The organism is Waterburya sp. (assembly GCF_058530065.1).
This window is the reverse complement of record NZ_JBZNBU010000314.1, coordinates 1-21,649: the sequence shown is the minus strand read 5'-3', so window position 1 is coordinate 21,649 and position 21,649 is coordinate 1. Positions and strand designations below refer to the sequence as shown.

Here is a 21,649-nt window from a genome sequence, read left to right as displayed (position 1 = left end):
TTTTGCTGCTGCTGCCGAACAAAGAATTACCCATCCCGTAGCGGAGGCAATTAACAGCTACGCCCAAAGTCAAAATATTGCTATTCCCCGTCGTCAACAATGGAATTTTGAAGTTGGTTTGGGAATTCGAGCCACAGTAGAGGATAAAGAGATTTTAGTAGGTAGCGATCGCTTTTTGCTGCAAGAAAAAATTAGTTTAGAATGCTTAGAACATCAATCTTTTCCTTTAGATTGTAGATGCGATTTGGAACATAAATCCATTACTGCTAATTGGGTATCTTTGATCTACGTTGCTTGCAACGGAGAACTCCAAGGAGTCATTCAATATGCCGATCCTTTGCGTCGAGAAAGTCCTGCTTTAATTCAATCTTTGCAAGCATCAGGACGAGAAATTCATTTATTGACAGGAGATAACCAACAGAGGGCTAAAATAGTGGCAGAGGAGTTAAATATTCCTCTAGATCGAGTCCATGCCCAAGCTTTTCCCGAACAAAAAGCAGCGATCGTTCGCGACCTAAAGCTGGCTGGTAAAACAGTAGCCTTTGTCGGTGATGGCTTGAACGATTCGGTTGCCCTAGCTTATGCCGATGTCTCGGTATCTTTTGCCAATGGTTCGGATATTGCCAGGGAAATAGCTGATGTGGTTCTGATGAATGACGATTTATTAACCTTGAGAGAAGCACTTAATATTGCCCGCGAAACCAAAAAGCTGATCGAGCAAAATACGCTGCTGGTGGTTGCGCCCAATTTAATGGCTTTGGGTTTGGCTACTACCGTGGGTTTAAATCCCCTCATCGCTACGGTAGTTCATAACGGATCGGCGATCGCTGCTGGACTGAACAGTCTTCGTCCTCTGGTACAACATCAGTTGTCAGAACAAAGTTACGCTAATTTCCAGTAAAATCAATCAATTATAGGAGTAATAACATTATGTCTCAAATGCAACGCTTAGGAAACTCTACCCTCAGCCAAATTAAAAACGCCTATACCAATCATCCCCTCAAAACTCTAGCTGTCGGATTAGGAGTAGCCATCGTCGCCCCTACAGTATTACCTCTAGCCAAACCCCTAGCTAAAGCAGCAATTAAAAGTGGTGTCAGTCTCTATGAAAAAACCAAAGGTGCGATCGCCGAAACAGGAGAGGTAATCGGCGATATTGTTGCTGAAGCTAAAGCGGAAGTAGCAGCAGAACAAGCTGAAAAAGCTAGTTTGGCAGCAGGTTTAATGGCTGCATCTAATACAAATCAAGATATTCAAGATAACTAATGAACTAATTGTTTTGAGCTAGTCTGACTATTCTGGGTTTGACTAGCGATCGCTGCTTGCTGCCAAATTTTAGTTAAGTCTGTGCTTGAAGAGTTAACTGAATTAGCCGTGTTTTCTGGATAAAGGGATAAACCATTCTTAATCGCTGCTTTTAAGACGGGTTTGCCTAATTTGGTCACCGCAGGAACGAGTAAAGAACTAACGGCGATCGCACTCAACCCCGCAAATGCTACAGGATGACCTCCGTGACCATCTTCGATAATTTCCTTCAGGTGAAACGAAAGTACGGACTTATCCCAATGAATTAATGACATAATTTGGATTCCTCAAAAGCGATCGAGATTAAGATTTGAAGCAAAAAGTAAGTGTGAGTTTTTTAACTATTTGAGAAAAATTACCTCAAGATTATTAGCTTCAGTTCTATTCTTCGGGATATACTGCTCTTTCTTGGCAATCCCGACCGATAGTCAGAATAATGTCATAAATGTATTTTTGGGCTAACCGTGTAAGTAACCAAATAGTTTAATTAAATCTCACTTTTGCTCGCTATTATTATCTGGATTAATTATATTTAATTTCAATTACTTGTTAAGTAGTTTGGGTCACAAAGTTCAATTTTTCTCAATAAATTCTGCAACCATAATGCTGTATTTTTTTGCTGGTTCACTTTGGTGGTAAATGCGCGGGAAGCAGGCTAATAGATGCGATCGCAATATAGATTAAAGCAAAGCGAGTTTCAAAGATGGCAATAGAATGAAATTTGGCTTTGCAATACCAATCTCGAAATCCAAATACTGTAATTAATTTGATTAAGGCTACTGTAAAAGATAAAGCAGTTACGAAGGATAGATAATCGAGACTGTAGAGAATAAAAACAATTAAAGTAGCTATGCAGTGATAGATTGCTCCTGGTTTAAAAGCTGCGGTTTTCTTACGACGTAGCTTGATAGTATATATTCCGCTGCTAAAAAATAGAGTATTGAGAACCCATATTGCCATTGCTTCGAGGTTAAGACTTCCTGTGGTTGCACCATAAGCCAAGGGCGCAGCTAAACAGATGGCTGCGAAACCGACGATTTCATTAACTCTTGATTTGTGTTTGCCCTTAATTACCGCGATCGCATCGACAATTAAGCCAATTATTGCCAAGATATACAGCCAGAGTAATGTAGGAGCTTGAAACCAGAGATAGATAGCTAACGATAAGCTAATCAAGCCATAAATTCCACCCCAAATTAAATACCGAGGCTTAAGATTTTTTCTCAATTTGATTTGAACTATGTAAGGATGTTCGACTTGTTGAGCGAAAAAGGCGCAGATTAAAGCCCAGTTCGTCGTCCATGTCCATTGTTGGGCTAATGCTGCGCCAGTCAAAAATGAGCCAAATAAGACTAGCAAAACACCATGTTCGGGTGAGAATGTCGGGCGAAAAATGCGAGCTAGTTTTTTCTTTTTTGTCCGCGCGGTAATGTTTGTCGATTGAGATTCCAAGGCGATTGTTTGGTCTTCTTTTGTTTCAATCAATGTAGTCTTTGCGATTACGCTCTGGGTATTTTTTAGAATTGCCATAGGATTTAAGAATTAAAATAATAAAAAGATTTCTAACTATCTTTAATCGGACAAAAATAATTAGGGAGAGGTTTTTTGTCTTATTGAGAATAATATTAGTTAGCAATCTCGATCGCTCGACGCAATTTATCTGCACAAGAATATGCTGAAATATATAATTGGTAATAATTTTAGAGATGAGTTCAACTCGAGCCAAGACTTAGAGAAACTATTTGATAACTTTATGATTCGCAATAAGCATTTTCGTGTTAGGTTGATATTGTTAATCAACTTTTCTTAATAAACTTTCGTCAATTAGCGAGCAAGAAGTATGTCAACAAAAACAGGTTTGCTACGTCCGTTTGGTCATGTAGAAGAGAATCCAGTCTTACTAGATAAAAGCGTCACTACACCAGTGTGTGAAGGCTTTAATGCAGTCCTATCCAGTTTCCAAGGCTTATACTTACAGTATCAAAAACATCATTTTGTAGTGGAAGGTTCGGAATTTTATGCCCTACACGAATTCTTTGCCGAAAGCTATGAAGAAGTTCAGGGACACGTTCATGATTTAGCAGAAAGACAAAACGGTTTAGGCGGTATTCCTGCTGCAAGCTTTAGTAAGCTAGCAGAACTATGCTGCTTTGAACCAGAAGAAGATGGCGTATTTGGCGAACGAGAAATGGTCGAACATGACTTGGCAGCAGAACAAGCAATCATTAAACTACTGCGTCAGCAAGCATCACAAGCAGAAAGCTTAGGCGATCGCGCTACTCGCTATCTATACGAGCAGATTTTACTCAAAACTGAAGAACGAGCCTATCACCTACACCACTTCTTAGTACACGATAGTTTGACTCTGGCATTTGTCGGCAATGGTGCTAACTAAGAGGTAAGAAAGAATAAGTCTCTTCTAAATCTTGTTGCTTAGAAGAGATAATTGTTGCTTGGCGATCGACTTGTTGCCAGAACTTAATTATTTTCCTGCCAGTATATTCTGGGAAGAAATAGTGAAAGAAATGATGTCCCAAAGGAATTGTCCACAGGATATCTTCTTCTTTGAGATAATCTGTCCATCCTTGTAAAACAGTAGGGTCAACAATACGGTCATTTTGACTACCGCAGACCATCATCGGCATCGATACACCACCAGCATCAATTCGGTTTAGCTGATATAGAGAATGAGCAGTCGGCGCAGTAACCAAGTCTTGTTGGAGAAGCTTAATTATGTCCAAGACACTCGTTCTACTCTGATAACCAAACATCATCTGTACCATCCGCGCCAGAAGCGTTTCTTGACTACAAGGTAATAGTTTACGCATTTGATAATAGTTTGCTTGCCAATCGATCGCAGGATTGCAACCAACTCCTAAGAGGGTCAAAGATTTTACTCGATGAGGAAACTTGCGAGCATAGAGTAAACCTAATAAACCACCTGTACCATGACCGATTAGATCGATCGCCCGATCTTTAGATTTAAGATAGTCGTGGAGTAAGGTTAGAGCTATATCCAAACTACTCGCTTCATCTAAATCCTGATTGTATTCCCAATAGGCTATGGGTACTTGATTCGACAAATAGCGAATAATGCGACTGTCAAAATGTTTAAAACTAGGATTAGCATTAATCCAAACAGGTGCTGTGGAAGGAGACATCTTCATGGTAAATGAGTGGGTGAGTGTAATTGAATAGAAAATATTTGCTTAACAAGTAGCAAGTAGCCCTTCGGGTGCGGGCGGTCAGCATTATGAGGAAACCTCATAATTACGCCCTTACAAGTAGTAAGTTAAGTTATTCAGGACGTTTTATATTTTTTTGTTTACCTAATTTTTGAGGGAATTTGAGTCGCAATAAAAGCTTCGGTTTGCATAGAGTTGTTGCTACACTTTTGAATGGCAAAACAGCCACCACAGGTAGTTTTAGGATTGTTATATCTATTACCCTCTTGGAGCATAAAATCTCGACAGCCAATCGCATCTTCCGACATTGCCACCATCGGATTGACCGTACACTTGAGTCGATAGTCTCCTGTAAAGTAAGCACAATTTGAGCATGGTACTTGGTGAAGATGTTGAAGATGTTGGAAAGCAGATTTTGCGATCGCCATTAATCGCCAAAATAAGCCCGTGAAAATTATTGTCCAAACCGTAAAACACAAGACTAGATGCAGCATGAGTAGTTGATTCTAGTGGTTGCAAAGAAGAAAAGGGAAAAGTGGAAGGTAATTTATGGCTCATTAAACACTTCCCAGTCAGGGCTACTGACTTTCTTTTCCCGTTTATTGGAGAGGAGAATCCCCAAACTTTTTAAGAAGTTTTTAGTCTTTAGTCGTTAATATTTAGTTCAAATCAGATACCAATAACTAACCACTAATAACTAATGACTTCATTTACAGAGCAAACTCAGACTTGAGTTGTGTGGTCCATTCTTGAATTCGCTCGTCTGTTAATTCTGATTGATTATCTTCATCTAAAGCCAAACCGACAAACTTACCGCCTTTATCTGCTTTCGATGATTCATGTTCGTAGCCTTCAGTAGACCAATGACCTACAGTTTCACCGCCTAAACCAGAAATCTTTGCTTCTAAAATTCCCATGGCATCCTGAAAGTTATCTGCATAGCCTACCTGATCGCCAGTACCAAAATATGCTACTTTTTTACCGCTGAAATCGATACTATCTAAATTGTCCTCATAAAAACCTTCCCAGTCTGCCTGTAGTCCGCCGATATCCCAAGTAGGACAAGCAATGATAATGCGATCGTAGTTAGCAAAATCGCTATTTGAGACATCCGCAATTTCGTGTAAAGCTACTACATCTTCACCACCTAAAGCATCTTGTATTGCCTCGGCGGCGGCTTCGGTTTTACCTGTAGTCGAACCGTAAAATAAACCTATTTTAGCCATGATTATATTTTCTGTAAATTTGTTTGCTAGTTTGTAGAGACCTAATTTGCCAACTGAAATAAAATTACTAATTTTTCAGTCAACCGCAGTCAAAAAGTATCTTTGAGCTTATTGAAGCTATTCTTAATAGTGAAAAGATTTAAAAAGCCTTTGACGTGAGTAACAAGATTATCGTCCTACTCATAAAAAAGCTTTGTCCTGCTAGGATTAGAAACTAGGAATTAGGCTTTCATTTCTACCTAATTCCTAATACGGCGTGAGAAATAATCTTCATAAGTATTATACAGTCTATTGAAAAATAATTTCAATAAAATAAAAAAATTAAATTGTGCCACTTAAGATTGCTTTCAATACATCAAGATGGTCATAAATTTGATAGGCAAAGAAAGCACTGCCCATACCGCCGACCAGAAATGCGATCGCAAATTGATTCCAACCACCTGTAGTTTTTAACTCATTTGGCACACCATAAAATACTTCTAAAGTAAATGCCCCGCCCAAAACACTATTAGCGCAGTCTGGGCGATATGCGCCCCCAGTAATCTACCCGATAAATCTTTTAAACGAGCGTTGCCTCTCCACCAGGGTATCTCAGACAAATTGCTAATTCCCTGACGGTTTTCCATTACGGCGGTCATAATTTTAACCTCCTTTTCTAGTTATTGCCTTTATTTATCAATAAGCTTCTCAATTACCATACAGGTAAAACCAATTATTGACAAGTATTTTCTTTTACTAATTGCAAAATCTGGTACAAACTGTTCTTAATCTTGGCTAACAAAAGCTTGTTTTTATAAGGTTTTGCAAATCAAATGCCAGTCTTAATCTATTGAAATAAAAGATTAGGTATGAAATTTAGACAATCGTTAATTCACCACCAATCGTTAAGATATTTGAACATAAACTTGCAATTATTTATCATTAATGCAGAATAAAGTTGTTGCTAACTTATTGAGAATAATAGTTAGTAACCAAGTTGACAAAATTAATTCAGAGGTTTCGTTTTGCAGACATACGATAAACCCCCAAGTAAAGTTAAGTACGATTGGTGGGCAGGAAATGCTCGTTTAATAGATCTGTCGGGTCAACTATTAGGGGCGCATATTGCCCATGCAGGATTGATTATGTTTTGGGCAGGGTCAATTACTCTGTTAGAAATCGATCGCTTTACTGATAATGTTCCCTTAAATGAACAGGGATTATCAAAACAAAAATAACCCTAGTTACTCAAAATTCTGCGGACGTTCTCGATACCAAAAATTTTTGCGCTCTAAACTGGCTGCCAAAGCGATAATACTAGCTTCGTTATGGGGTTTGCCTACTAGTTGTACTCCTAATGGTACGCCCTGGCGATCAAATCCCGCAGGAATATTGATTGCAGGCTGTCCCGTAACATTAAAAGCAGGACAAGGAAAAATCCAACGGACAATCTTTTGATAGGTTTCTTCAGGACTAAAATCTGCCCATTCTCCTACTTTAATAGTAGGGTGCATATAAGTAGGTAAAACTAAAATATCGATTTGGGCGAATAAATTAACCATTTGCCTAGCAAATAATTGCATTTGAGTTACCGCTTGTAAGTACTCTCCCGCCGTACCCGATTTGGTTAATACCCATTGATTCATCGGACTTAAAGCTGACGCAGCAATTCCCGATGCTGCCACCGCACTCGCCCAAACTCTGGTAAATGGTTCAATCAGGGCAGATAAATCGATTTGCTGGGGAATTACTTGATGTCCCATCTCTTTTAGCTGCTGAACTATATTACTTACTGCTTGTTGACATTCTGGATCGGGTTCTCCCTGGGGTAAAAGAGATGTCACAAAACCTATTTTTAAAGAGTCTAATGTTTCTTTTGTGTTACTCAAAAAAGGAGTTTGAGGATTAGGCAACCAGTAGGGATCGCCAGCAATATAACCAGAGGTCACATCTAAAAAAGCAGCAGCATCAGCAACAGTCCGAGACAATACTCCATGAGTACCCAAACCACTCAAGCGATCGCCCACTGGGGCAAAAGAAATCCGACCGCGACTGGGCTTAATGCCAACCAGATTGCAACAACTGGCAGGACCTCTAATCGAACCTCCCGCATCTCCTCCCAGAGCGATCGCGCATAATCCTGCTGCTACTGCCGTAGAAGAACCACCGCTAGAACCACCAGGGGTATAGTCTAGATTCCAAGGATTGCGAGTGGGTGGGAAACCTTCTGGTTCGGTGTAGGGAAAAGATCCTAGCTGAGAGGTGGCAGTTTTTCCGAGGATAATAAATCCTGCCTGCTTTATTTTAGACACTACCCCTTCATCATATTGAGCAATTTGGTCTTTAAGGGCAATAACACCGTAAGTTAGAGGCATATCTGCCACCGATTTTAGATCTTTAATGCCAATCGGCACGCCAAAAAAAGGAGGTAAGCATTTCGGATCGACAGTTTGGGCAATTAATTCGGTTTTGGTTTTAGCATCGGCGATCGCGCTGTCTTTGGCTACGTAATAAAAGCTACCTAACTGAGGATTATATTTTTCAATTCGAGATAAATATAGTTCGGTTAATTCTAAGGGGGTAATTTGACGTTCTTTAATTAAGTTGGCTTGTTCTAGTGCGGGTGCAAAAGCTAAATCTGTTGAGTTTTTGAAAGACATATGGGATAAATTTTGTCCTTAATAGTTCGAGAGTTAGATTCGACTATTTTTTCGATTTTAAACCTCTTGTCGATAGTGGTTAATTATAGAACTTCGTTGTTTAATTTATTTTGGATTAATAAAATTCTCTGTCATTGGTTGTAAATGCGATCGCAACTATTCTCCAATTAGTGAGGTGTACCCCTATCAACTATCAATATGCGAAGCGGTATCCTTTCCTCTTTCCCCTTTTCCCTTTTCCCAGCCTAAACAGATAATTTAGTGCGTAATATCAGCGTCTAAAGAACTAAGATTTATAATGTCACAAGGAAACAAACTGACCTCTGACCTCTGACCCCGTCTAGGCAGACTAATTTGTTTCTTAGGAGTTATTTATATGACTATTGGAATTTGGATTTTAGGCGATCGCCTGACAAAAAAACAGTTAAGCTTAAGTAATAATCGGGATAATCAGCAGCAGACTCCCGTCATTTTGATTGAATCTAGTCATTACGCCCGACAAAGACCCTACCATAAGCAAAAATTGGTTTTAGTTTGGTCGGCAATGCGTCATTTTGCTGAAGAATTAAAAGCCGATAATTGGCAAGTTACTTATGCTATTAGTAAAGATTTTATAACTCCTCTAAAAAATTGGATTGAAGAACATAAAATTACCGAATTACAGATAACTATTCCCTGCGATCGCCCTTTCCATCATTTGATTAAAAATCTGGATTTAAACTGCAAAATTGTTTTTTTACCAGATAATCATTTTCTTTGGAATAGAGAGGATTTTATTGCCTGGGCAAAGCCCCGCAAGCGTCTGTTGATGGAAGATTTTTACCGAGAAAGCCGAAAAAAGTTCGATATTTTAATGGAGGGTAAAAAGCCCGTAGGAGGTAAGTGGAATTATGACAAAGATAACCGCAAACCTCCAAAAAAAGACTTGCAAACTCCTCCTCCCTTAACTTTTACTCCCGATACTATTACTCAAGAAGTCATTGAGAGGATCGAAACCGAAAAACTATCAGATTACGGACAAATAGAACCCTTTACTTGGGGAGTTACCAGACAACAAGCTCTAGAAGTATTAGACTACTTTATCCAACATTGCTTGTCTAATTTTGGTAAATATCAAGATGCCATGATTGCAGGAGAATATACCATGTGGCATGGTTTGATTTCTCCCTATCTCAATCTTGCTTTACTAGATCCGATAGAGGTAATTAATGCCGCAGACAAGGCATATCACTCACAAGAATTGCCTTTAAATAGTGTCGAAGGTTTTATTCGTCAGGTAATGGGTTGGCGAGAATATATGCACGGAATTTACCACCTTCAAGACGAGGATTACAGTCAAAAAAATTGGTTCGACCACCATAAACCCCTGCCCAAATTCTTTTGGGATGCCCAACAAACGGACATGAACTGTTTGCATCAAACTCTAATTCAAGTAGAAACCACAAGCTACGGACATCACATCCAAAGATTGATGGTATTGAGCAACTTTGCTCTAATTGCGGGGATTTCTCCCCAAGAAATTGAAGCTTGGTTTCATAGTGCTTTTATCGATGCCTATGACTGGGTAATGCAAACTAATGTCATCGGTATGGGACAATTTGCCGATGGAGGAATTCTGGCTTCCAAACCCTACGCAGCTTCCGCCAATTATATTAATAAGATGAGCGACTACTGCCAGGGATGTAAATACAATAAAAGCGATCGCATTGGAGAAAAAGCTTGTCCCTTTAATTTCTTTTATTGGGACTTTTTAATCCGCCATCAAGATAAATTGCGCTCGCTGGGAAGAATGAATTTAGTTCTCAGTCACCTCAAGAAAATTTCCCCTGAAGAGTCAGAAAAAATACGTTCTCAAGCTCGACAATGGTGGGAAAGAGAAAGTAAATCCAACTCTTTTAACTAAGACGAGTTAAGCAATCACCAATCAGAAAATAAACTACTAACATTGCTGCTGCGGAAGCACCTACTAAAGTACCAGCTAGCATTAATGAAAATTCTCGCAATTCCAAAGCGGATTGCATCAAATGCAGCGACCATGCTACCAAAGCAACATCAAATATGAGAATTGGAATCAGCATGTTTAAAGAAATGTAAACTTAATCATATTTTAGTACATAATTTTTATATCTTGGGGTAGATTTTTAAGATTTTAAGCTTTACTAAAGATTTAAAATCTAAGTAATTCTCACAGGAACTTTACGTTCTTTAAGATAAGTTTTAATTTCCTTGACGCTTAGTTGTCCAAAATGTAGCAAAGAAGCCAGTAATGCAGCTTCTGCTTTGCCAGTATCCAATGCTTCATAAATATGCTGGCAATTTCCCGCCCCTCCCGAAGCAATCACTGGTATTTCTACTCCTTCGGCAATAGTTCTAGTTAGTTCCAAATCGTAACCTGATTGTGTTCCATCAGCATCCATGCTGGTTACTAATAATTCCCCTGCCCCTCTAGTTGCCATTTCCTTCGCCCAAGCGATCGCATCAATGCCAGTATTTTTTCTACCACCACGAACGTAAACATCCCAACCAGGATTATTGGGATCTAATCTACGGCGAGCATCGATTGCCACAACAATACATTGCTTGCCAAAGCGATCGCTAGCCCGATTAATTAGGTCTGGATCTCGAACTGCTGCGGAATTAATACTCACCTTGTCCGCACCCGCCCGTAACAAAATTTTAATATTTTCTAAGGATTGAATTCCCCCACCAACAGTCAATGGAATAAAAACTTGTTCGGCAGTACGATAAACTACATCGACAATTGTTCCCCGATCTTCATGGGTAGCAGTAATATCGAGAAATACTAATTCATCCGCTCCAGCATCGTTATAGACTTTTGCCAATTCTACGGGATCTCCCGCGTCTTTAAGATCTACAAAATTTACTCCTTTAACCACCCTTCCAGCATTAACATCCAGACAGGGTAATATTCTTTTGGCAAGCATAATTGATTTTGATTTAATCGGCTATAGTTTGGTTTAACAGTAGCAATTACTTGAGAGTAGCTACTCAATAACCTTGGTTATTTTGCTGGATCAAAATTATCATAATCTATCTGAGATAAGAATTTAATCTCACCTATTTGATTAAGAGAACTTTATTGATTCCATCAGAATTTTACCCCGTTCTCAATCCCGTGGCTACTAGTAATGCTAGACAATTAATTGGTGAGGGTTAGGAAAAGTAAGTCGAGCATTTTATGTCTTATACCAAATTAATTAATGTTTGCGACAGATGAAAATAATCTCAAGGTAGCGTGGGCATTGCCCACACTACAGGATATCTGTCACATTCTTTTTTCTAATTGGTATTAGATACTTTTTATCCCCTTAAAAGCGAGCGAAAAAAAGACTTAGGTTAAAACCTAAGTCCGAGTAATGAAAAGAGATTTAATAGTAGTAGTTCGGTCTAATTATTTTAGCTGTAATTATATTTCCAGCTGAGGTATGTTGATTGTGACTTTTTCGTAGTCAAGTCCTGCGCCAACAAGACTGTTATTAATCTCATTTAATTCTTCAACATCACCATAAACATCAGCAGCAGCACCAATATAATATTTGCCACTACCACCAACAAAACCAGCCCAATTTTCAGGCATAACCAACTCAGTAGAAATTTCTCGACTAGTACCACCTTCAAGATTCTCAATTAAGAAATCTTGACTATTACCAGCCAGGAAAAATACCTGTGGTACATCATCAATACTTAAGTTATCGTTATTTAACAGATAGTCTTCATGGAAGATAAAGAAGCCAGCACCAGAGAAGTCTGCTGTTTGATCGCCATCATTAACAACAGTGTAGTTAACGGTAAAAGTATCTCCTAAAGCTATTTCTTCTTCGACAACATCAAAACTGCTAACATAAAGTTCGGCAATTTTTTCCAGTCCAGTGACTTGAACTGAAGCATAATCTAGGCTGTTGCCCTGATTGCTGTTATTATCTTCGTTGCTCTCCACAACCCGACCGTTAGGATTAGTATCGCTAGCAGGATCGATAATCATCCCTGCATAATAAGTACCGTCGGCATCTCCCCAAAAATCACTTTCTAAAGGAGGAGCAGTGTAACGAACACTTCTAGGTACAGAATTACCATTTTCATCTTTTAAAGATATGTCTTTGTTACCAGCCAAACCTTCACGGATATCATAGGTGCCAAGATAACGATCGTCAGTTGTAATAGTGGCATCTTCAGATAAATAAAGATCGAAAGAGAATGCCCCTGTTTCGGCTAAACCTTCATTTTTAATGTTGAAGCCCAAATCAAACTCTTGTCCTGGTACGATTCGATCTTGAACTACTTCAAAATGAGTACCAACTAAATCTACGGTATTCAGGTTGGGGGCTTCTAAAGCAATCTTTTGATAATCAATTCCCACTCCTTCGAGGCTGTTGTTAGCATCACTACTTTCAACCACATCATCAAAGGGATCGGCTTCTACACCCAAATAGTAGTCTCCGTTGCCAGAATATCCCCCCCAAGTTTCAGGAAGAGTAATTTGAGTGGTGATCACACCAGTACTGCTTTCTGCTGCAAGAGTTCCCGTTGGGTTATCGCTACTTTGCCCGATAATAGTAGAATTATTTCCTTGTATAAAAAATACTTCGGGTACGTCTTCAATATCAAGACTTTCGCGATCTGGAGTTAAATAACTTTCATTAAAGAGATAGAAACCTGCTGCAAAAAGTTCTGCGGGACTTTCCCCTTCGTTGACAATTTCATACTTGATTTCAATTGTCTCTCCTGCTTGAGAATTTTCGGGTATTTCGAGATTTTTAACAACTAAATCAGCTGCACTATTTAATCCAGTAACGTTAAAACTAGTTTGGTCTAAATTGTCTCCCAAACCACTGTTGTTTTCTTCATTACTTTCCTCTACCTCATTTTTCGAGTCAATATCCAAAGTAATATAATATTCACCATCTCCTTGTTCCCAAATAGGATGACCTAAATCGGGAGTAGGATAGTTAAATTTCTTGGTTATTTCACCATTACCAGAAATACTTTCTCTAATATCATAAGTTCCTAGCTTAACAGCTCCCTCGGTTTCACTACCTTTATCTGGAGATAAATAGATATCAACTGAAAAAGGATTTGCTATTTGAGGGCTGTCATTAGCAATAGTAAAAGTAAGATCTACTCTTTCTCCTGGCACAATTCCTGATTTACCAACATCAGTAAAAGTACCTTTTAGTTCTGCAATGCCGAAGTTTGCTACTCGAACTATATCAGAGTCAACTCCTGCTCGAACATTACTATTATTGTCTTCGTTTGATTCAAAAACTTGGTTATTAGGATCTAGTCGAATACCGACTGTATAATTATCATCTCCTGTTTGCCAAAATGAACTATTTTCAGGAGGAGTGAAATAACGATAGGTTTTAATTCCAGAGTCTTCCCCTGCTTTTAGCCCCGTTCTAATTTCATAATTACCCAGGACATAATCATTCTGGCTAATTGTGCCATCTCTAGAAATAACAATATCAAAAGAAAATGGGGCAACATCTTCGTCTCCATTATTAATAACGGAAAAGTCTAAATTTAAAGGCTGTCCTCTATCTATTAAACTTTGAGCAATATTAAAAGATTTACCCGTTAGATCTATTGGCATAAGTCTAGTATTTAAAATACTCCACGCAACTATATCTCTTTTATGTTATTGAGACTTTACTATTATTGTTAATAGTATTTATGCCATTTTTATATATTTTTTAGATAAAGAGAGTTGGCAGTTTTAGATAATTTTACGGTGGATAAGCAAGCTAAAATAGGAGATTATCTTTAAGTTTTTGTAATTCCAGGTATTTTTAATTAGTTAAAAACACCAATGATTTAATTAAGTAAAAAAAGATCTAGTATATTTTACTTAGTAAATATCACTAATTTTTCAAGCATTATAAGTAATTTATAGCAAGCTTAAAATAATATAATTAATTACGTATAATCGGCATTATAGTTTAATAACTTTATTGAATATTCAGTGATTTTACTTAAAGAAAAAACTATTAATTGTATCATAAATAGCTCTGCTTGATTAATTATTAAATAACTAAAATTGGGCATGGAAAGTTGGATTGATTTCAATGGAGTCTACTGGACTTTTTTTGAAGTGAAGTTAAAAATTAAATTGACTCAAAAAATTCCATATTTCTCTTAAGCTATTTTCGCGATCGCAATCCATAATGATAATCTAGCGATCGGAAACCATCAAATATTGGCAATATAATTAAATTTAATGCAGTCAATTACAGGCAAAACCAAACTATTAGGAATTATTGGCGACCCAGTAGAACATTCTTTGTCTCCACTAATGCACAATGCAGCGATCGCTAACTTAGAAGTGGACTATGTTTATGTACCTTTTCCCGTAAGACAAGAAGACTTAGCTAAAGCGATCTCAGGTTTTTCGGCTATAGATTTACAGGGTTTTAGTATTACAATTCCTCACAAGCAAAATATTATTCCTCTACTGAGCGAAATCTCCGATGATGCAGCCAAAATTGGTGCGGTAAATACTGTGTGGCGCGTTAATAATGGCTGGAAAGGAACAAATACAGACGTTACGGGGTTTGTCGCCCCACTAAAATCTATCTCGCGAGATTGGACGCAGATAACTCCCGTAGTATTAGGTAATGGCGGTGCAGCTAGGGCGGTAATTGTTGGTTTAATTAATTTAGGCTGTCCTGAAGTTCGCGTAGTCGGACGCAACCCAGATAAATTAGCCAGATTTTATCAGAGTTGGCAACACGTACCAGATGTTAGAGCTAAGATTAAGATTCACAATTGGCAAGATCTGTCGAGTCTAATATCTAATACCGAATTATTAATCAATTCAACTCCTATCGGAATGTCTCCCCAGGTTGATGCTTCTCCTGTTGATCGCGATTTGATGGAAAAACTGCCCCAAAATGCGATCGCTTACGATCTAATTTATACTCCCAATCCGACTCAATTTCTCAAACTAGCACAAGAACGAGGTGCATTTGCCATTGATGGTTTGGAGATGTTAGTCCAACAAGGAGTAGCTGCCTTAGAAATTTGGCTAAATAGACCTGTCCCTGTCGAAATTATGCGAAATTCTTTGAAAAAACACCTAGGAATAAGTAACCAGTAATAAGCGATTGATTTTTTCCCATTAAAAAATACGGGCGATACTTATTTAAAGTATTTTGCCCGTATTCTGTGTATGACTAAAACTGAAATTTCAGATTAATTACTACTTTTGTTCGACTGTTGCTTGAGCTAGAGTAAGATGTCGTTGTTGAGCCACAACTGTTTGAGAGTGACGAACTTCGGCAGTAATTGCTACGGTTTTAACATCGTACATTTGAGTAGCTAGTTTGGGGTAGACACCAATACCGACAATCAAGAAGAGGAAACAAGCTGCAATAAATATTTCTCTGGGAGTGGCATCTTGAAAACGAGCTTCTCCTGGCAATACACAGCTATTACCAAAACATACTGCAACTTCGTTGGTAGGCTTCTTCAATTTTTCTCTGTCAATATCGCAAGCTAGAGCTTCATTAGAGTTGAAGAACACCAATCTAATCATGGATAGCAAATAGATGGGAGTCATGATAATTCCCACTGCTGCTAAAAAGACGAGTACGGTAGAAAAAGTGGGATTGTAGATATCATTGCTAGTGAAGCCGACAAATACTGCAATTTCACTTGCAAAGCCACTCATTCCAGGCAGAGCTAAGGAAGCCATCGCACCCGCAGTAAATAGAGCAAATACTTTAGGCATGACTACTGCTATACCATCCATGCGATCCATAAACAAAGTATGAGTGCGATCGTAAGTTACTCCAGTCAGAAAGAAGAGTAAAGAAGCAATTAAACCGTGAGAGAGCATTTGTAAAACTGCACCGCTAGTACCAATATCGGTAAAGGAAGCAATACCCAGAAGTACAAATCCCATATGAGATACGGAAGAATATGCCAGACGGCGTTTCATGTTGGTTTGTCCGAAAGAACTAAAACCACCATAAATAATGTTAATCGCGCCCAAAGTTGCTAAGACTGGGGCAAAGTAGATGTGAGCGTCGGTTAGTAATTCCATATTGAAACGAATTAAACCGTAACCGCCCATTTTTAAGAGGACACCTGCCAAAATCATCGATACGGGAGCAGAAGCTTCCCCATGAGCATCAGGCAACCAGGTGTGTAGGGGGAAAATCGCTAGCTTTACACCAAAAGCAATTAATAAACCTGCATAGAGGGTCATTTCTAGAGCTAGAGGATATTCTTTTAAGGCTAAGGCTGCAATATCGAAGGTAAGATTATCACCATAGAAAGCCATTCCCAATCCTGCAATTAGGATAAAGATAGAAGCTGCTGCAGTATAAAGTAAAAATTTGGTAGCTGCATAACGACGCTTTGAACCACCCCAAATAGAAACTAGTAGATATACAGGAACTAGTTCTAGCTCCCACATGACAAAGAACAATAGAATATCTTGAGCTACAAACACGCCAATTTGGGCGGAGTAGAGCAACAGCATTAAAAAGTAGAATAAGCGAGGTTTGCGGTCTACCTCCCAAGCAGAAAGCATTGCTAGAGTGGTGACAAATCCTGCTAATAATACTAAAGGAGCAGATATACCATCTACAGATACCGTCCAACTGACACCTAACTGGGGAATCCAACTGTAGCTTTCTGTCAGTTGAAAAGAAGCAGTGGTGGGATCGTAATTGTTCCAGAAAGCATAACCCATCAAGATGAAATCTGCAATTCCGACAATGAGAGCATACCAACGAACGGTCTTACCTTCCTTGTCAGGAAGAAGAGGAATTGCTAGTCCAGCTAGCAAAGGTAATAAGATAATCGCGGTAAGCCAGGGAAATGAAGCTACCATTTTAAAACTTTGATAATAAATTCGTTTTGTTAATAAAAGTATAATATATTAAGGTTTGTAAATTTATAAAAAAATCTAGTAGCTTCAATCAAGATAAGTAATATTAAAGCTATTTAGGTTACAAATTCCTTCATCAGCGATACTTAGAGGCTGTTTGTAAAACAAAGATTAGAAACGAACAAAGTTGTGGAGATGGATAAAGGCTTTAATTTCATTGAGTAGTAAAGATAAAACTTTAAAAATACATATTGAGGACGCATCGTTCGCACTACAAGATCGGAAACATTTATCCCAATGCGATCGTCAAAATTACTGAAGCGTGAATTAGTCATTAAATTTAGTCATTAAATAATTGCTATGAACAAGCCCGATCTATTTTGCGCTATTAGTACTTATAACTAGATCTTTTGTTGAATTTTAGGAATTAAAAATAGTGTCATCTCTATCGAAGAAATCTTTAAACAATTATTTGAAATCTTTTGTTTCTGTGGCTGGCGTGTCTGGTATTGCTATGGTTGCTGTTACGAATGGCAGTAATGCAAATGCTTTCTCTGTAGAGAGTTTAAATTTAGATACTGTTGGGCAGTTACGACAAGTTATTACCCAAACCAATCAGCCTCCAGAAGTAATTATTAATGCCCCTGGTGGTTCTACTCCTGTTCCCCCTCCTCCTAGAACTACCGCCCAAAATACCGACACTAGATTTAGATGCGAACTAGTGAATGGTGAATATACAGTCATGTATTATCCCGAAAGTCAGCCTGAAAGTTCTTATCCTTGGGCGATTCCTAGCGAACTGGGGGGCGGTTGGACTCCTCAAAAACGTTGCGATGCGATTACTCAGCGTTTTGAAACCTATCGGGAAGAAGGATTATTAGAACTAGCTACTGGTACGGAAAATGGCTACAACACAATCTGCGTCACCACTCAGCTAGATCCCTCAGATTGTAAGCTTATTTTAACCGTACCCCCAGGACAAGACCCCCAACTAACTCGTGATTTGATTTTTGATAATTTGTTGGTTGCTGATGATGGAGGACAAACTCAAGGAGTTTATACTTTCGGCGATAATCGTTCGGGAAGAGATGTTTTGGGGAATGTTGAACAAGTTTTTGGTGGTTCTGGAAGCACGAAAAAGAGCAAAACTACTCCCAGTAATATTAACCTCAGACCATTCTTAGATCCTGCTGATGGTGGTACTGGACAGCAATTAAATCGAGGAAATGCTATTATTAGAAATAATAGCGATCGCAAGCCAGCAATATTTAAGTAACTTGTTTGTACTTAAATTGATAGAGTTCGACAATTTTGGCGATGACTTCTTCTATGGTTAGATTGTCGGTAATTAATTCGATCGCATCATCGGCTTTTTTTAGAGGTGCGATCGCTCTGCTGCTGTCTTTTTCGTCTCGTTGTTGGATGTCTTTAGCTAGTTGTTCGAGATTAATATCTTCTCTGCCTTGGTTTTTCAGATCTTGCCAGCGTCTTCTAGCTCTTTCTTTTACGGAAGCTGTTAGAAATACTTTTAATTCAGCATCGGGAAATACATTAGTGCCGATATCTCGACCTTCCGCAATTATTCCTCCTGTTTCTCCCCATTTTTGCTGCATTCCTACTAACTTTGCTCTCACAGCAGCTTGGGCGGCGATCGCCGAAACGTTAGCGGTTACTTCTGGAGTACGAATGGCTGTGGTGACTGCTTTGCCATCTATAGTAACTATTGTAGGTAAATCGACTGCTTCGGGAGAAGTTAAAACTATTTCCACATCTTTAATTAGAGATGCGATCGCTTGTTCGTCGTCGATAGCAATATTAGAATTCATCACCAACCAAGTTACCGCCCGATACATTGCCCCTGTATCTAAATAAAGCAAGCCCAATTCATGGGCTACACGACGGGTAACTGTAGACTTTCCAGCCCCCGCAGGACCATCAATAGCAACAATTGGCTGACGTTTTTCTAACACAATATTATCGATTAAACGAGTAGATTCCAGGTAAGCTGCGATCGCTAGTAAGCCCGATCTGGTTATTTTTTCGATAGGCTGGAGACTAGCAGGATCGACTAACTCAACGTATTGAATTTTAACTTTTTCTGCTGACTTTAATTCTTGTTGAACTAAATTGATTAAAGTTTCACTATTAGTTTCTCCTTGTCTAAAAGCAGTTGTAGCTTGTTGTAAACCACGATAAATAGTAGCTGCCTGTTCTTTTTCTTCAGCAGTTAGATATTGATTGCGAGAACTTAAAGCTAGTCCTGATTTTTCTCTAATAATCGGACAGGGAACAATTTCTACGGGAATATTTAAGTCTTTGACTAGGCGTTTAATAATAGCTAGTTGTTGGGCATCTTTTTCCCCAAAATAAGCCCGATCGGGCTGTACTATATTTAACAGTTTGGTTACTATCGTTGCCACTCCTGTAAAGTGTCCCTGACGATATCTACCACACAACCCTTGGGTCATATGTTCGGGAGGAATTACCCTAGTTGTCTGGGTCAAACTTTCCGTGTCGCCATCGCTATTCATGGTTTGAGGATCGGGGGCAAAAACCATCCCTACGCCCAATTTTTCGCACAGTGCTAAATCCTGTTCCAACTGACGGGGATATTTATCTAGATCTTCTCCAGGGGCAAATTGTAGTGGATTGACAAAAATACTAACAATGACAATATTGCGATCGCCTATTGCTTTTTCAATTAAGCTTTGATGTCCTTGATGCAAAGCCCCCATTGTGGGAACTAAACCAATCTTACAGTCACCTTTTTGACGTTCGAGACGGACTTGCGATCGTAATTCTGAAATTGTTTTGATTAATTTCATTTAATATTCAAAGAAATTTTTAAAGCTTCATTTACTTTATTTGATGAATCTATAGGTAAGATACCCAATTTACGTTTTAATATCGATTGACTTATAGTCGCTATTTTATCGGCTCTAATTAAAGTTGAGGATTATTCATCATAAATATCTTCTTCCTCATCATTCCATTCTAAAAAACCCGTTTCTGATAGCTGCATTATCTCTAAGGTTTCTAATTTTTCTTCTAATTCCTCTTTTAGTATTATCTGTTCTTGTATTGGTAATTGAAAAATTATTTGCTTTATTTCTTCTACTGTAGGTTTAATAGTCATGATTGATAATTAGTTAGATTGATAATTTTGGATTAAAATAATCGATTATTACTTTAATCAATTGATAAAACGCTTTCTTAATTCTCTTTCTTGTTCGACTGTTAATTTTTTATTTCCTTGTAGAATATCCAAAATTACAGATCGATCTAAAAAAATATCAATTAAATCTCGATCGCATTCCCCTGATTCTTCATACACAGCTTGTAATAATTCAATGCCTTCTATTTCTGGTATTGCTTCATGAATTTCCTCATATTCGTAGACTAGCATTCCTAATACTTTTAAATAGTCGCAATCGTCTTGAGTTAAGTTTTTCTTATTCAAAACAGAATTAATTTTATTTTGTGTAGCAGTCAACTCCATTTCATTATTAATTGGACGCGGAGGAAAAGAGTTAATTAATTCGATATAGTACTTACTAGGATTTTTTATACCAGTCGTCATTTTTCCAATTCTCCCGATCGTATTCTGTTTGAAGTTTATAAAATTAACTTAGAATATACTTTGATATCGTAGTAGTAAGCCCTCACTTTGAATTAAAATACTTTCTTCTTTTGAGCCTTTGCGCCTCTGCGCCTTGGCGAGAGAAATAATATTACTAATAACTCGCATTCAATATTTTCAATCTATTTAATACAAATAAAAGGTGAGAATTAACATTTAATACAAATAAAAGGTGAGAATTAACCCACCCTATATTTATTTATTAACTCAAACCTTCCATTAATTGCTGCTTCGCAGTATCCAAAGCCTCATCTAACTTACTGGCATCTCTACCGCCAGCCTGGGCGAGATTTGGTCTACCACCGCCTCCACCACCGCAGATTTTAGCAATACCGCCGATGAATTTACCAGCTTGGAGTTTTTTCTCTTTAATTACTTGTTGGCTAAAAGCAGCAACCAGACTTACTTTACCCTCACTAGGAATGGAAGCGACAACTACCGCAGCTTCTCCTAGTTTTTGTTGTAGTCTTTCCGCTGCTGACTGAAGAGATTTAGCATCCATTTCGCCCATATTGGCTACTAAGATTTTATAGTCTCCTACTGTTTCCGCTTGAGATAATAGACTATCAGATTTTGCTAGAGCTAGTTCTTGTTTGGCTGCTTCAAGTTCTTTTTGGGTAGCTTTAAGTTCTGCTTGCAGGTTGTTAACCCTTTCGCTAACTTCTTCGGGTTTGACTTTAAATTTGGCACTCAATTCTTTGACTACTTTATCTCTGACGTTTAAGTAATCCAAGATAGCAGCACCAGCCACTGCTTCGATGCGTCTCACTCCAGCAGAAATACCCACTTCCGAGATAATT

The 21,649-nt window shown here is 38.3% G+C and carries 22 protein-coding genes and 2 pseudogenes; 7 read left to right on the top strand and 17 right to left on the bottom strand.

Annotated elements, in window-relative coordinates:
- The coding region (locus AC33VI_RS18720) for an HAD-IC family P-type ATPase (protein ID WP_491783776.1) at window positions 1–901 on the top strand (901 nt) is incomplete at its 5' end.
- Window positions 902–930: 29 nt separating this feature from the next.
- Complete coding sequence (locus AC33VI_RS18715) at window positions 931–1,266, top strand: DUF5132 domain-containing protein (RefSeq protein ID WP_491783775.1); 336 nt, start codon at window positions 931–933, stop codon at window positions 1,264–1,266.
- Here the strand turns inward: AC33VI_RS18715 and AC33VI_RS18710 are convergent.
- Window positions 1,263–1,580 (bottom strand): hypothetical protein, encoded by a 318-nt coding sequence (locus tag AC33VI_RS18710; protein WP_491783774.1) that lies wholly within the window; start codon window positions 1,578–1,580, stop codon window positions 1,263–1,265. The genes AC33VI_RS18715 and AC33VI_RS18710 overlap by 4 nt on opposite strands.
- Window positions 1,581–1,929: 349 nt before the next feature.
- Window positions 1,930–2,835: a YwiC-like family protein gene (locus tag AC33VI_RS18705; RefSeq protein WP_491783773.1), complete on the bottom strand. Its 906-nt coding sequence runs from the start codon at window positions 2,833–2,835 to the stop codon at window positions 1,930–1,932.
- Between the two features lie 310 nt (window positions 2,836–3,145).
- On the opposite strand from AC33VI_RS18705, the gene dpsA reads away from it, so the two are divergent.
- Window positions 3,146–3,700 carry a DNA starvation/stress protection protein DpsA gene (gene dpsA / locus AC33VI_RS18700; RefSeq protein WP_491783772.1) on the top strand — a complete coding sequence of 185 codons (555 nt, stop codon included), beginning with the start codon at window positions 3,146–3,148 and terminating at the stop codon, window positions 3,698–3,700.
- Here dpsA and AC33VI_RS18695 read toward each other — a convergent pair.
- The 5 genes and pseudogenes from AC33VI_RS18695 to AC33VI_RS18675 all read right to left on the bottom strand — a co-directional run.
- Window positions 3,693–4,466: an alpha/beta fold hydrolase gene (locus AC33VI_RS18695; RefSeq protein WP_491783771.1), complete on the bottom strand. Its 774-nt coding sequence runs from the start codon at window positions 4,464–4,466 to the stop codon at window positions 3,693–3,695. The genes dpsA and AC33VI_RS18695 overlap by 8 nt on opposite strands.
- 164 nt (window positions 4,467–4,630) lie before the next feature.
- Entirely contained in the window at window positions 4,631–4,984 is a 354-nt protein-coding gene (locus tag AC33VI_RS18690; protein ID WP_491783770.1) for a hypothetical protein, read from the bottom strand.
- A 216-nt stretch (window positions 4,985–5,200) separates the two neighbouring features.
- On the bottom strand, window positions 5,201–5,716 hold the full coding sequence (fldA, locus tag AC33VI_RS18685) for a flavodoxin FldA (RefSeq protein WP_491783769.1): 516 nt from the start codon (window positions 5,714–5,716) through the stop codon (window positions 5,201–5,203).
- A 321-nt stretch (window positions 5,717–6,037) separates the two neighbouring features.
- Window positions 6,038–6,181 (bottom strand): photosystem I reaction center subunit XI, encoded by a 144-nt coding sequence (locus tag AC33VI_RS18680; protein ID WP_491783768.1) that lies wholly within the window; start codon window positions 6,179–6,181, stop codon window positions 6,038–6,040.
- A 26-nt stretch (window positions 6,182–6,207) separates the two neighbouring features.
- Window positions 6,208–6,354: pseudogene (locus AC33VI_RS18675) on the bottom strand (chlorophyll a/b binding light-harvesting protein); the annotation flags it as partial.
- A gap of 366 nt (window positions 6,355–6,720) precedes the next feature.
- Here AC33VI_RS18675 and AC33VI_RS18670 point away from each other — a divergent pair.
- Window positions 6,721–6,918: pseudogene (locus tag AC33VI_RS18670) on the top strand (chlorophyll a/b binding light-harvesting protein); the annotation flags it as partial.
- 21 nt (window positions 6,919–6,939) lie between these two features.
- On the opposite strand, the gene AC33VI_RS18665 reads toward AC33VI_RS18670, so the two are convergent.
- Complete coding sequence (locus tag AC33VI_RS18665) at window positions 6,940–8,355, bottom strand: amidase (RefSeq protein WP_491783767.1); 1,416 nt, start codon at window positions 8,353–8,355, stop codon at window positions 6,940–6,942.
- Window positions 8,356–8,731: 376 nt separating this feature from the next.
- Between AC33VI_RS18665 and AC33VI_RS18660 the strand changes: the two genes are divergently transcribed.
- The gene (locus tag AC33VI_RS18660) at window positions 8,732–10,258 is read left to right on the top strand and encodes a cryptochrome/photolyase family protein (protein WP_491783766.1); all 1,527 of its coding nucleotides are present in this window, start codon (window positions 8,732–8,734) and stop codon (window positions 10,256–10,258) included.
- Here AC33VI_RS18660 and AC33VI_RS18655 read toward each other — a convergent pair.
- From AC33VI_RS18655 to AC33VI_RS18645, 3 genes are all read right to left on the bottom strand, one after another.
- Window positions 10,251–10,433, bottom strand: coding sequence for a hypothetical protein (locus AC33VI_RS18655; protein ID WP_491783765.1), 183 nt, complete (start codon window positions 10,431–10,433; stop codon window positions 10,251–10,253). The two genes, AC33VI_RS18660 and AC33VI_RS18655, sit on opposite strands and share 8 nt — an antisense overlap.
- Window positions 10,434–10,529: 96 nt before the next feature.
- Window positions 10,530–11,300 (bottom strand): imidazole glycerol phosphate synthase subunit HisF, encoded by a 771-nt coding sequence (hisF, locus tag AC33VI_RS18650; protein ID WP_491783764.1) that lies wholly within the window; start codon window positions 11,298–11,300, stop codon window positions 10,530–10,532.
- Between the two features lie 482 nt (window positions 11,301–11,782).
- The gene (locus AC33VI_RS18645; RefSeq protein WP_491783763.1) at window positions 11,783–13,966 is read right to left on the bottom strand and encodes a CARDB domain-containing protein; all 2,184 of its coding nucleotides are present in this window, start codon (window positions 13,964–13,966) and stop codon (window positions 11,783–11,785) included.
- Between the two features lie 624 nt (window positions 13,967–14,590).
- Here AC33VI_RS18645 and AC33VI_RS18640 point away from each other — a divergent pair.
- Window positions 14,591–15,469 (top strand): shikimate dehydrogenase, encoded by an 879-nt coding sequence (locus AC33VI_RS18640; protein ID WP_491783762.1) that lies wholly within the window; start codon window positions 14,591–14,593, stop codon window positions 15,467–15,469.
- A gap of 102 nt (window positions 15,470–15,571) precedes the next feature.
- On the opposite strand, the gene AC33VI_RS18635 is transcribed toward AC33VI_RS18640, so the two are convergent.
- Both AC33VI_RS18635 and AC33VI_RS18630 read right to left on the bottom strand, forming a co-directional pair.
- The gene (locus tag AC33VI_RS18635; protein WP_491783761.1) at window positions 15,572–17,212 is read right to left on the bottom strand and encodes an NAD(P)H-quinone oxidoreductase subunit 4; all 1,641 of its coding nucleotides are present in this window, start codon (window positions 17,210–17,212) and stop codon (window positions 15,572–15,574) included.
- 143 nt (window positions 17,213–17,355) lie between these two features.
- Window positions 17,356–17,544, bottom strand: coding sequence for a hypothetical protein (locus AC33VI_RS18630; RefSeq protein WP_491783760.1), 189 nt, complete (start codon window positions 17,542–17,544; stop codon window positions 17,356–17,358).
- A gap of 101 nt (window positions 17,545–17,645) precedes the next feature.
- Here AC33VI_RS18630 and AC33VI_RS18625 point away from each other — a divergent pair, with 101 nt between their 5' ends.
- Window positions 17,646–18,485: a COP23 domain-containing protein gene (locus tag AC33VI_RS18625; protein WP_491783759.1), complete on the top strand. Its 840-nt coding sequence runs from the start codon at window positions 17,646–17,648 to the stop codon at window positions 18,483–18,485.
- Here AC33VI_RS18625 and AC33VI_RS18620 read toward each other — a convergent pair.
- The 4 genes from AC33VI_RS18620 to AC33VI_RS18605 form a co-directional block, all read right to left on the bottom strand.
- The gene (locus tag AC33VI_RS18620; protein WP_491783758.1) at window positions 18,478–20,034 is read right to left on the bottom strand and encodes a bifunctional pantoate--beta-alanine ligase/(d)CMP kinase; all 1,557 of its coding nucleotides are present in this window, start codon (window positions 20,032–20,034) and stop codon (window positions 18,478–18,480) included. The genes AC33VI_RS18625 and AC33VI_RS18620 overlap by 8 nt on opposite strands.
- A 131-nt stretch (window positions 20,035–20,165) precedes the next feature.
- Window positions 20,166–20,345 carry a hypothetical protein gene (locus tag AC33VI_RS18615; RefSeq protein ID WP_491783757.1) on the bottom strand — a complete coding sequence of 60 codons (180 nt, stop codon included), beginning with the start codon at window positions 20,343–20,345 and terminating at the stop codon, window positions 20,166–20,168.
- 57 nt (window positions 20,346–20,402) lie between these two features.
- The gene (locus tag AC33VI_RS18610) at window positions 20,403–20,789 is read right to left on the bottom strand and encodes a helix-turn-helix domain-containing protein (protein WP_491783756.1); all 387 of its coding nucleotides are present in this window, start codon (window positions 20,787–20,789) and stop codon (window positions 20,403–20,405) included.
- Window positions 20,790–21,051: 262 nt separating this feature from the next.
- On the bottom strand, window positions 21,052–21,649 hold a 598-nt coding region (locus tag AC33VI_RS18605; RefSeq protein WP_491783755.1), incomplete at its 5' end, for a DHHA1 domain-containing protein.

Excerpts from the sequence above, each read along its gene's own strand:
- AC33VI_RS18715 (WP_491783775.1), top strand. The coding sequence starts at position 931 with ATGTCTCAAATGCAACGCTTAGGAAACTCTACCCTCAGCCAAATTAAA.
- AC33VI_RS18710 (WP_491783774.1), bottom strand. The coding sequence starts at position 1,580 with ATGTCATTAATTCATTGGGATAAGTCCGTACTTTCGTTTCACCTGAAG.
- AC33VI_RS18705 (WP_491783773.1), bottom strand. The coding sequence starts at position 2,835 with ATGGCAATTCTAAAAAATACCCAGAGCGTAATCGCAAAGACTACATTG.
- dpsA (WP_491783772.1), top strand. The coding sequence starts at position 3,146 with ATGTCAACAAAAACAGGTTTGCTACGTCCGTTTGGTCATGTAGAAGAG.
- AC33VI_RS18695 (WP_491783771.1), bottom strand. The coding sequence starts at position 4,466 with ATGTCTCCTTCCACAGCACCTGTTTGGATTAATGCTAATCCTAGTTTT.
- AC33VI_RS18690 (WP_491783770.1), bottom strand. The coding sequence starts at position 4,984 with ATGCTGCATCTAGTCTTGTGTTTTACGGTTTGGACAATAATTTTCACG.
- fldA (WP_491783769.1), bottom strand. The coding sequence starts at position 5,716 with ATGGCTAAAATAGGTTTATTTTACGGTTCGACTACAGGTAAAACCGAA.
- AC33VI_RS18665 (WP_491783767.1), bottom strand. The coding sequence starts at position 8,355 with ATGTCTTTCAAAAACTCAACAGATTTAGCTTTTGCACCCGCACTAGAA.
- AC33VI_RS18660 (WP_491783766.1), top strand. The coding sequence starts at position 8,732 with ATGACTATTGGAATTTGGATTTTAGGCGATCGCCTGACAAAAAAACAG.
- AC33VI_RS18655 (WP_491783765.1), bottom strand. The coding sequence starts at position 10,433 with ATGCTGATTCCAATTCTCATATTTGATGTTGCTTTGGTAGCATGGTCG.
- hisF (WP_491783764.1), bottom strand. The coding sequence starts at position 11,300 with ATGCTTGCCAAAAGAATATTACCCTGTCTGGATGTTAATGCTGGAAGG.
- AC33VI_RS18645 (WP_491783763.1), bottom strand. The coding sequence starts at position 13,966 with ATGCCAATAGATCTAACGGGTAAATCTTTTAATATTGCTCAAAGTTTA.
- AC33VI_RS18640 (WP_491783762.1), top strand. The coding sequence starts at position 14,591 with ATGCAGTCAATTACAGGCAAAACCAAACTATTAGGAATTATTGGCGAC.
- AC33VI_RS18635 (WP_491783761.1), bottom strand. The coding sequence starts at position 17,212 with ATGGTAGCTTCATTTCCCTGGCTTACCGCGATTATCTTATTACCTTTG.
- AC33VI_RS18630 (WP_491783760.1), bottom strand. The coding sequence starts at position 17,544 with ATGACTAATTCACGCTTCAGTAATTTTGACGATCGCATTGGGATAAAT.
- AC33VI_RS18620 (WP_491783758.1), bottom strand. The coding sequence starts at position 20,034 with ATGAAATTAATCAAAACAATTTCAGAATTACGATCGCAAGTCCGTCTC.
- AC33VI_RS18615 (WP_491783757.1), bottom strand. The coding sequence starts at position 20,345 with ATGACTATTAAACCTACAGTAGAAGAAATAAAGCAAATAATTTTTCAA.
- AC33VI_RS18610 (WP_491783756.1), bottom strand. The coding sequence starts at position 20,789 with ATGACGACTGGTATAAAAAATCCTAGTAAGTACTATATCGAATTAATT.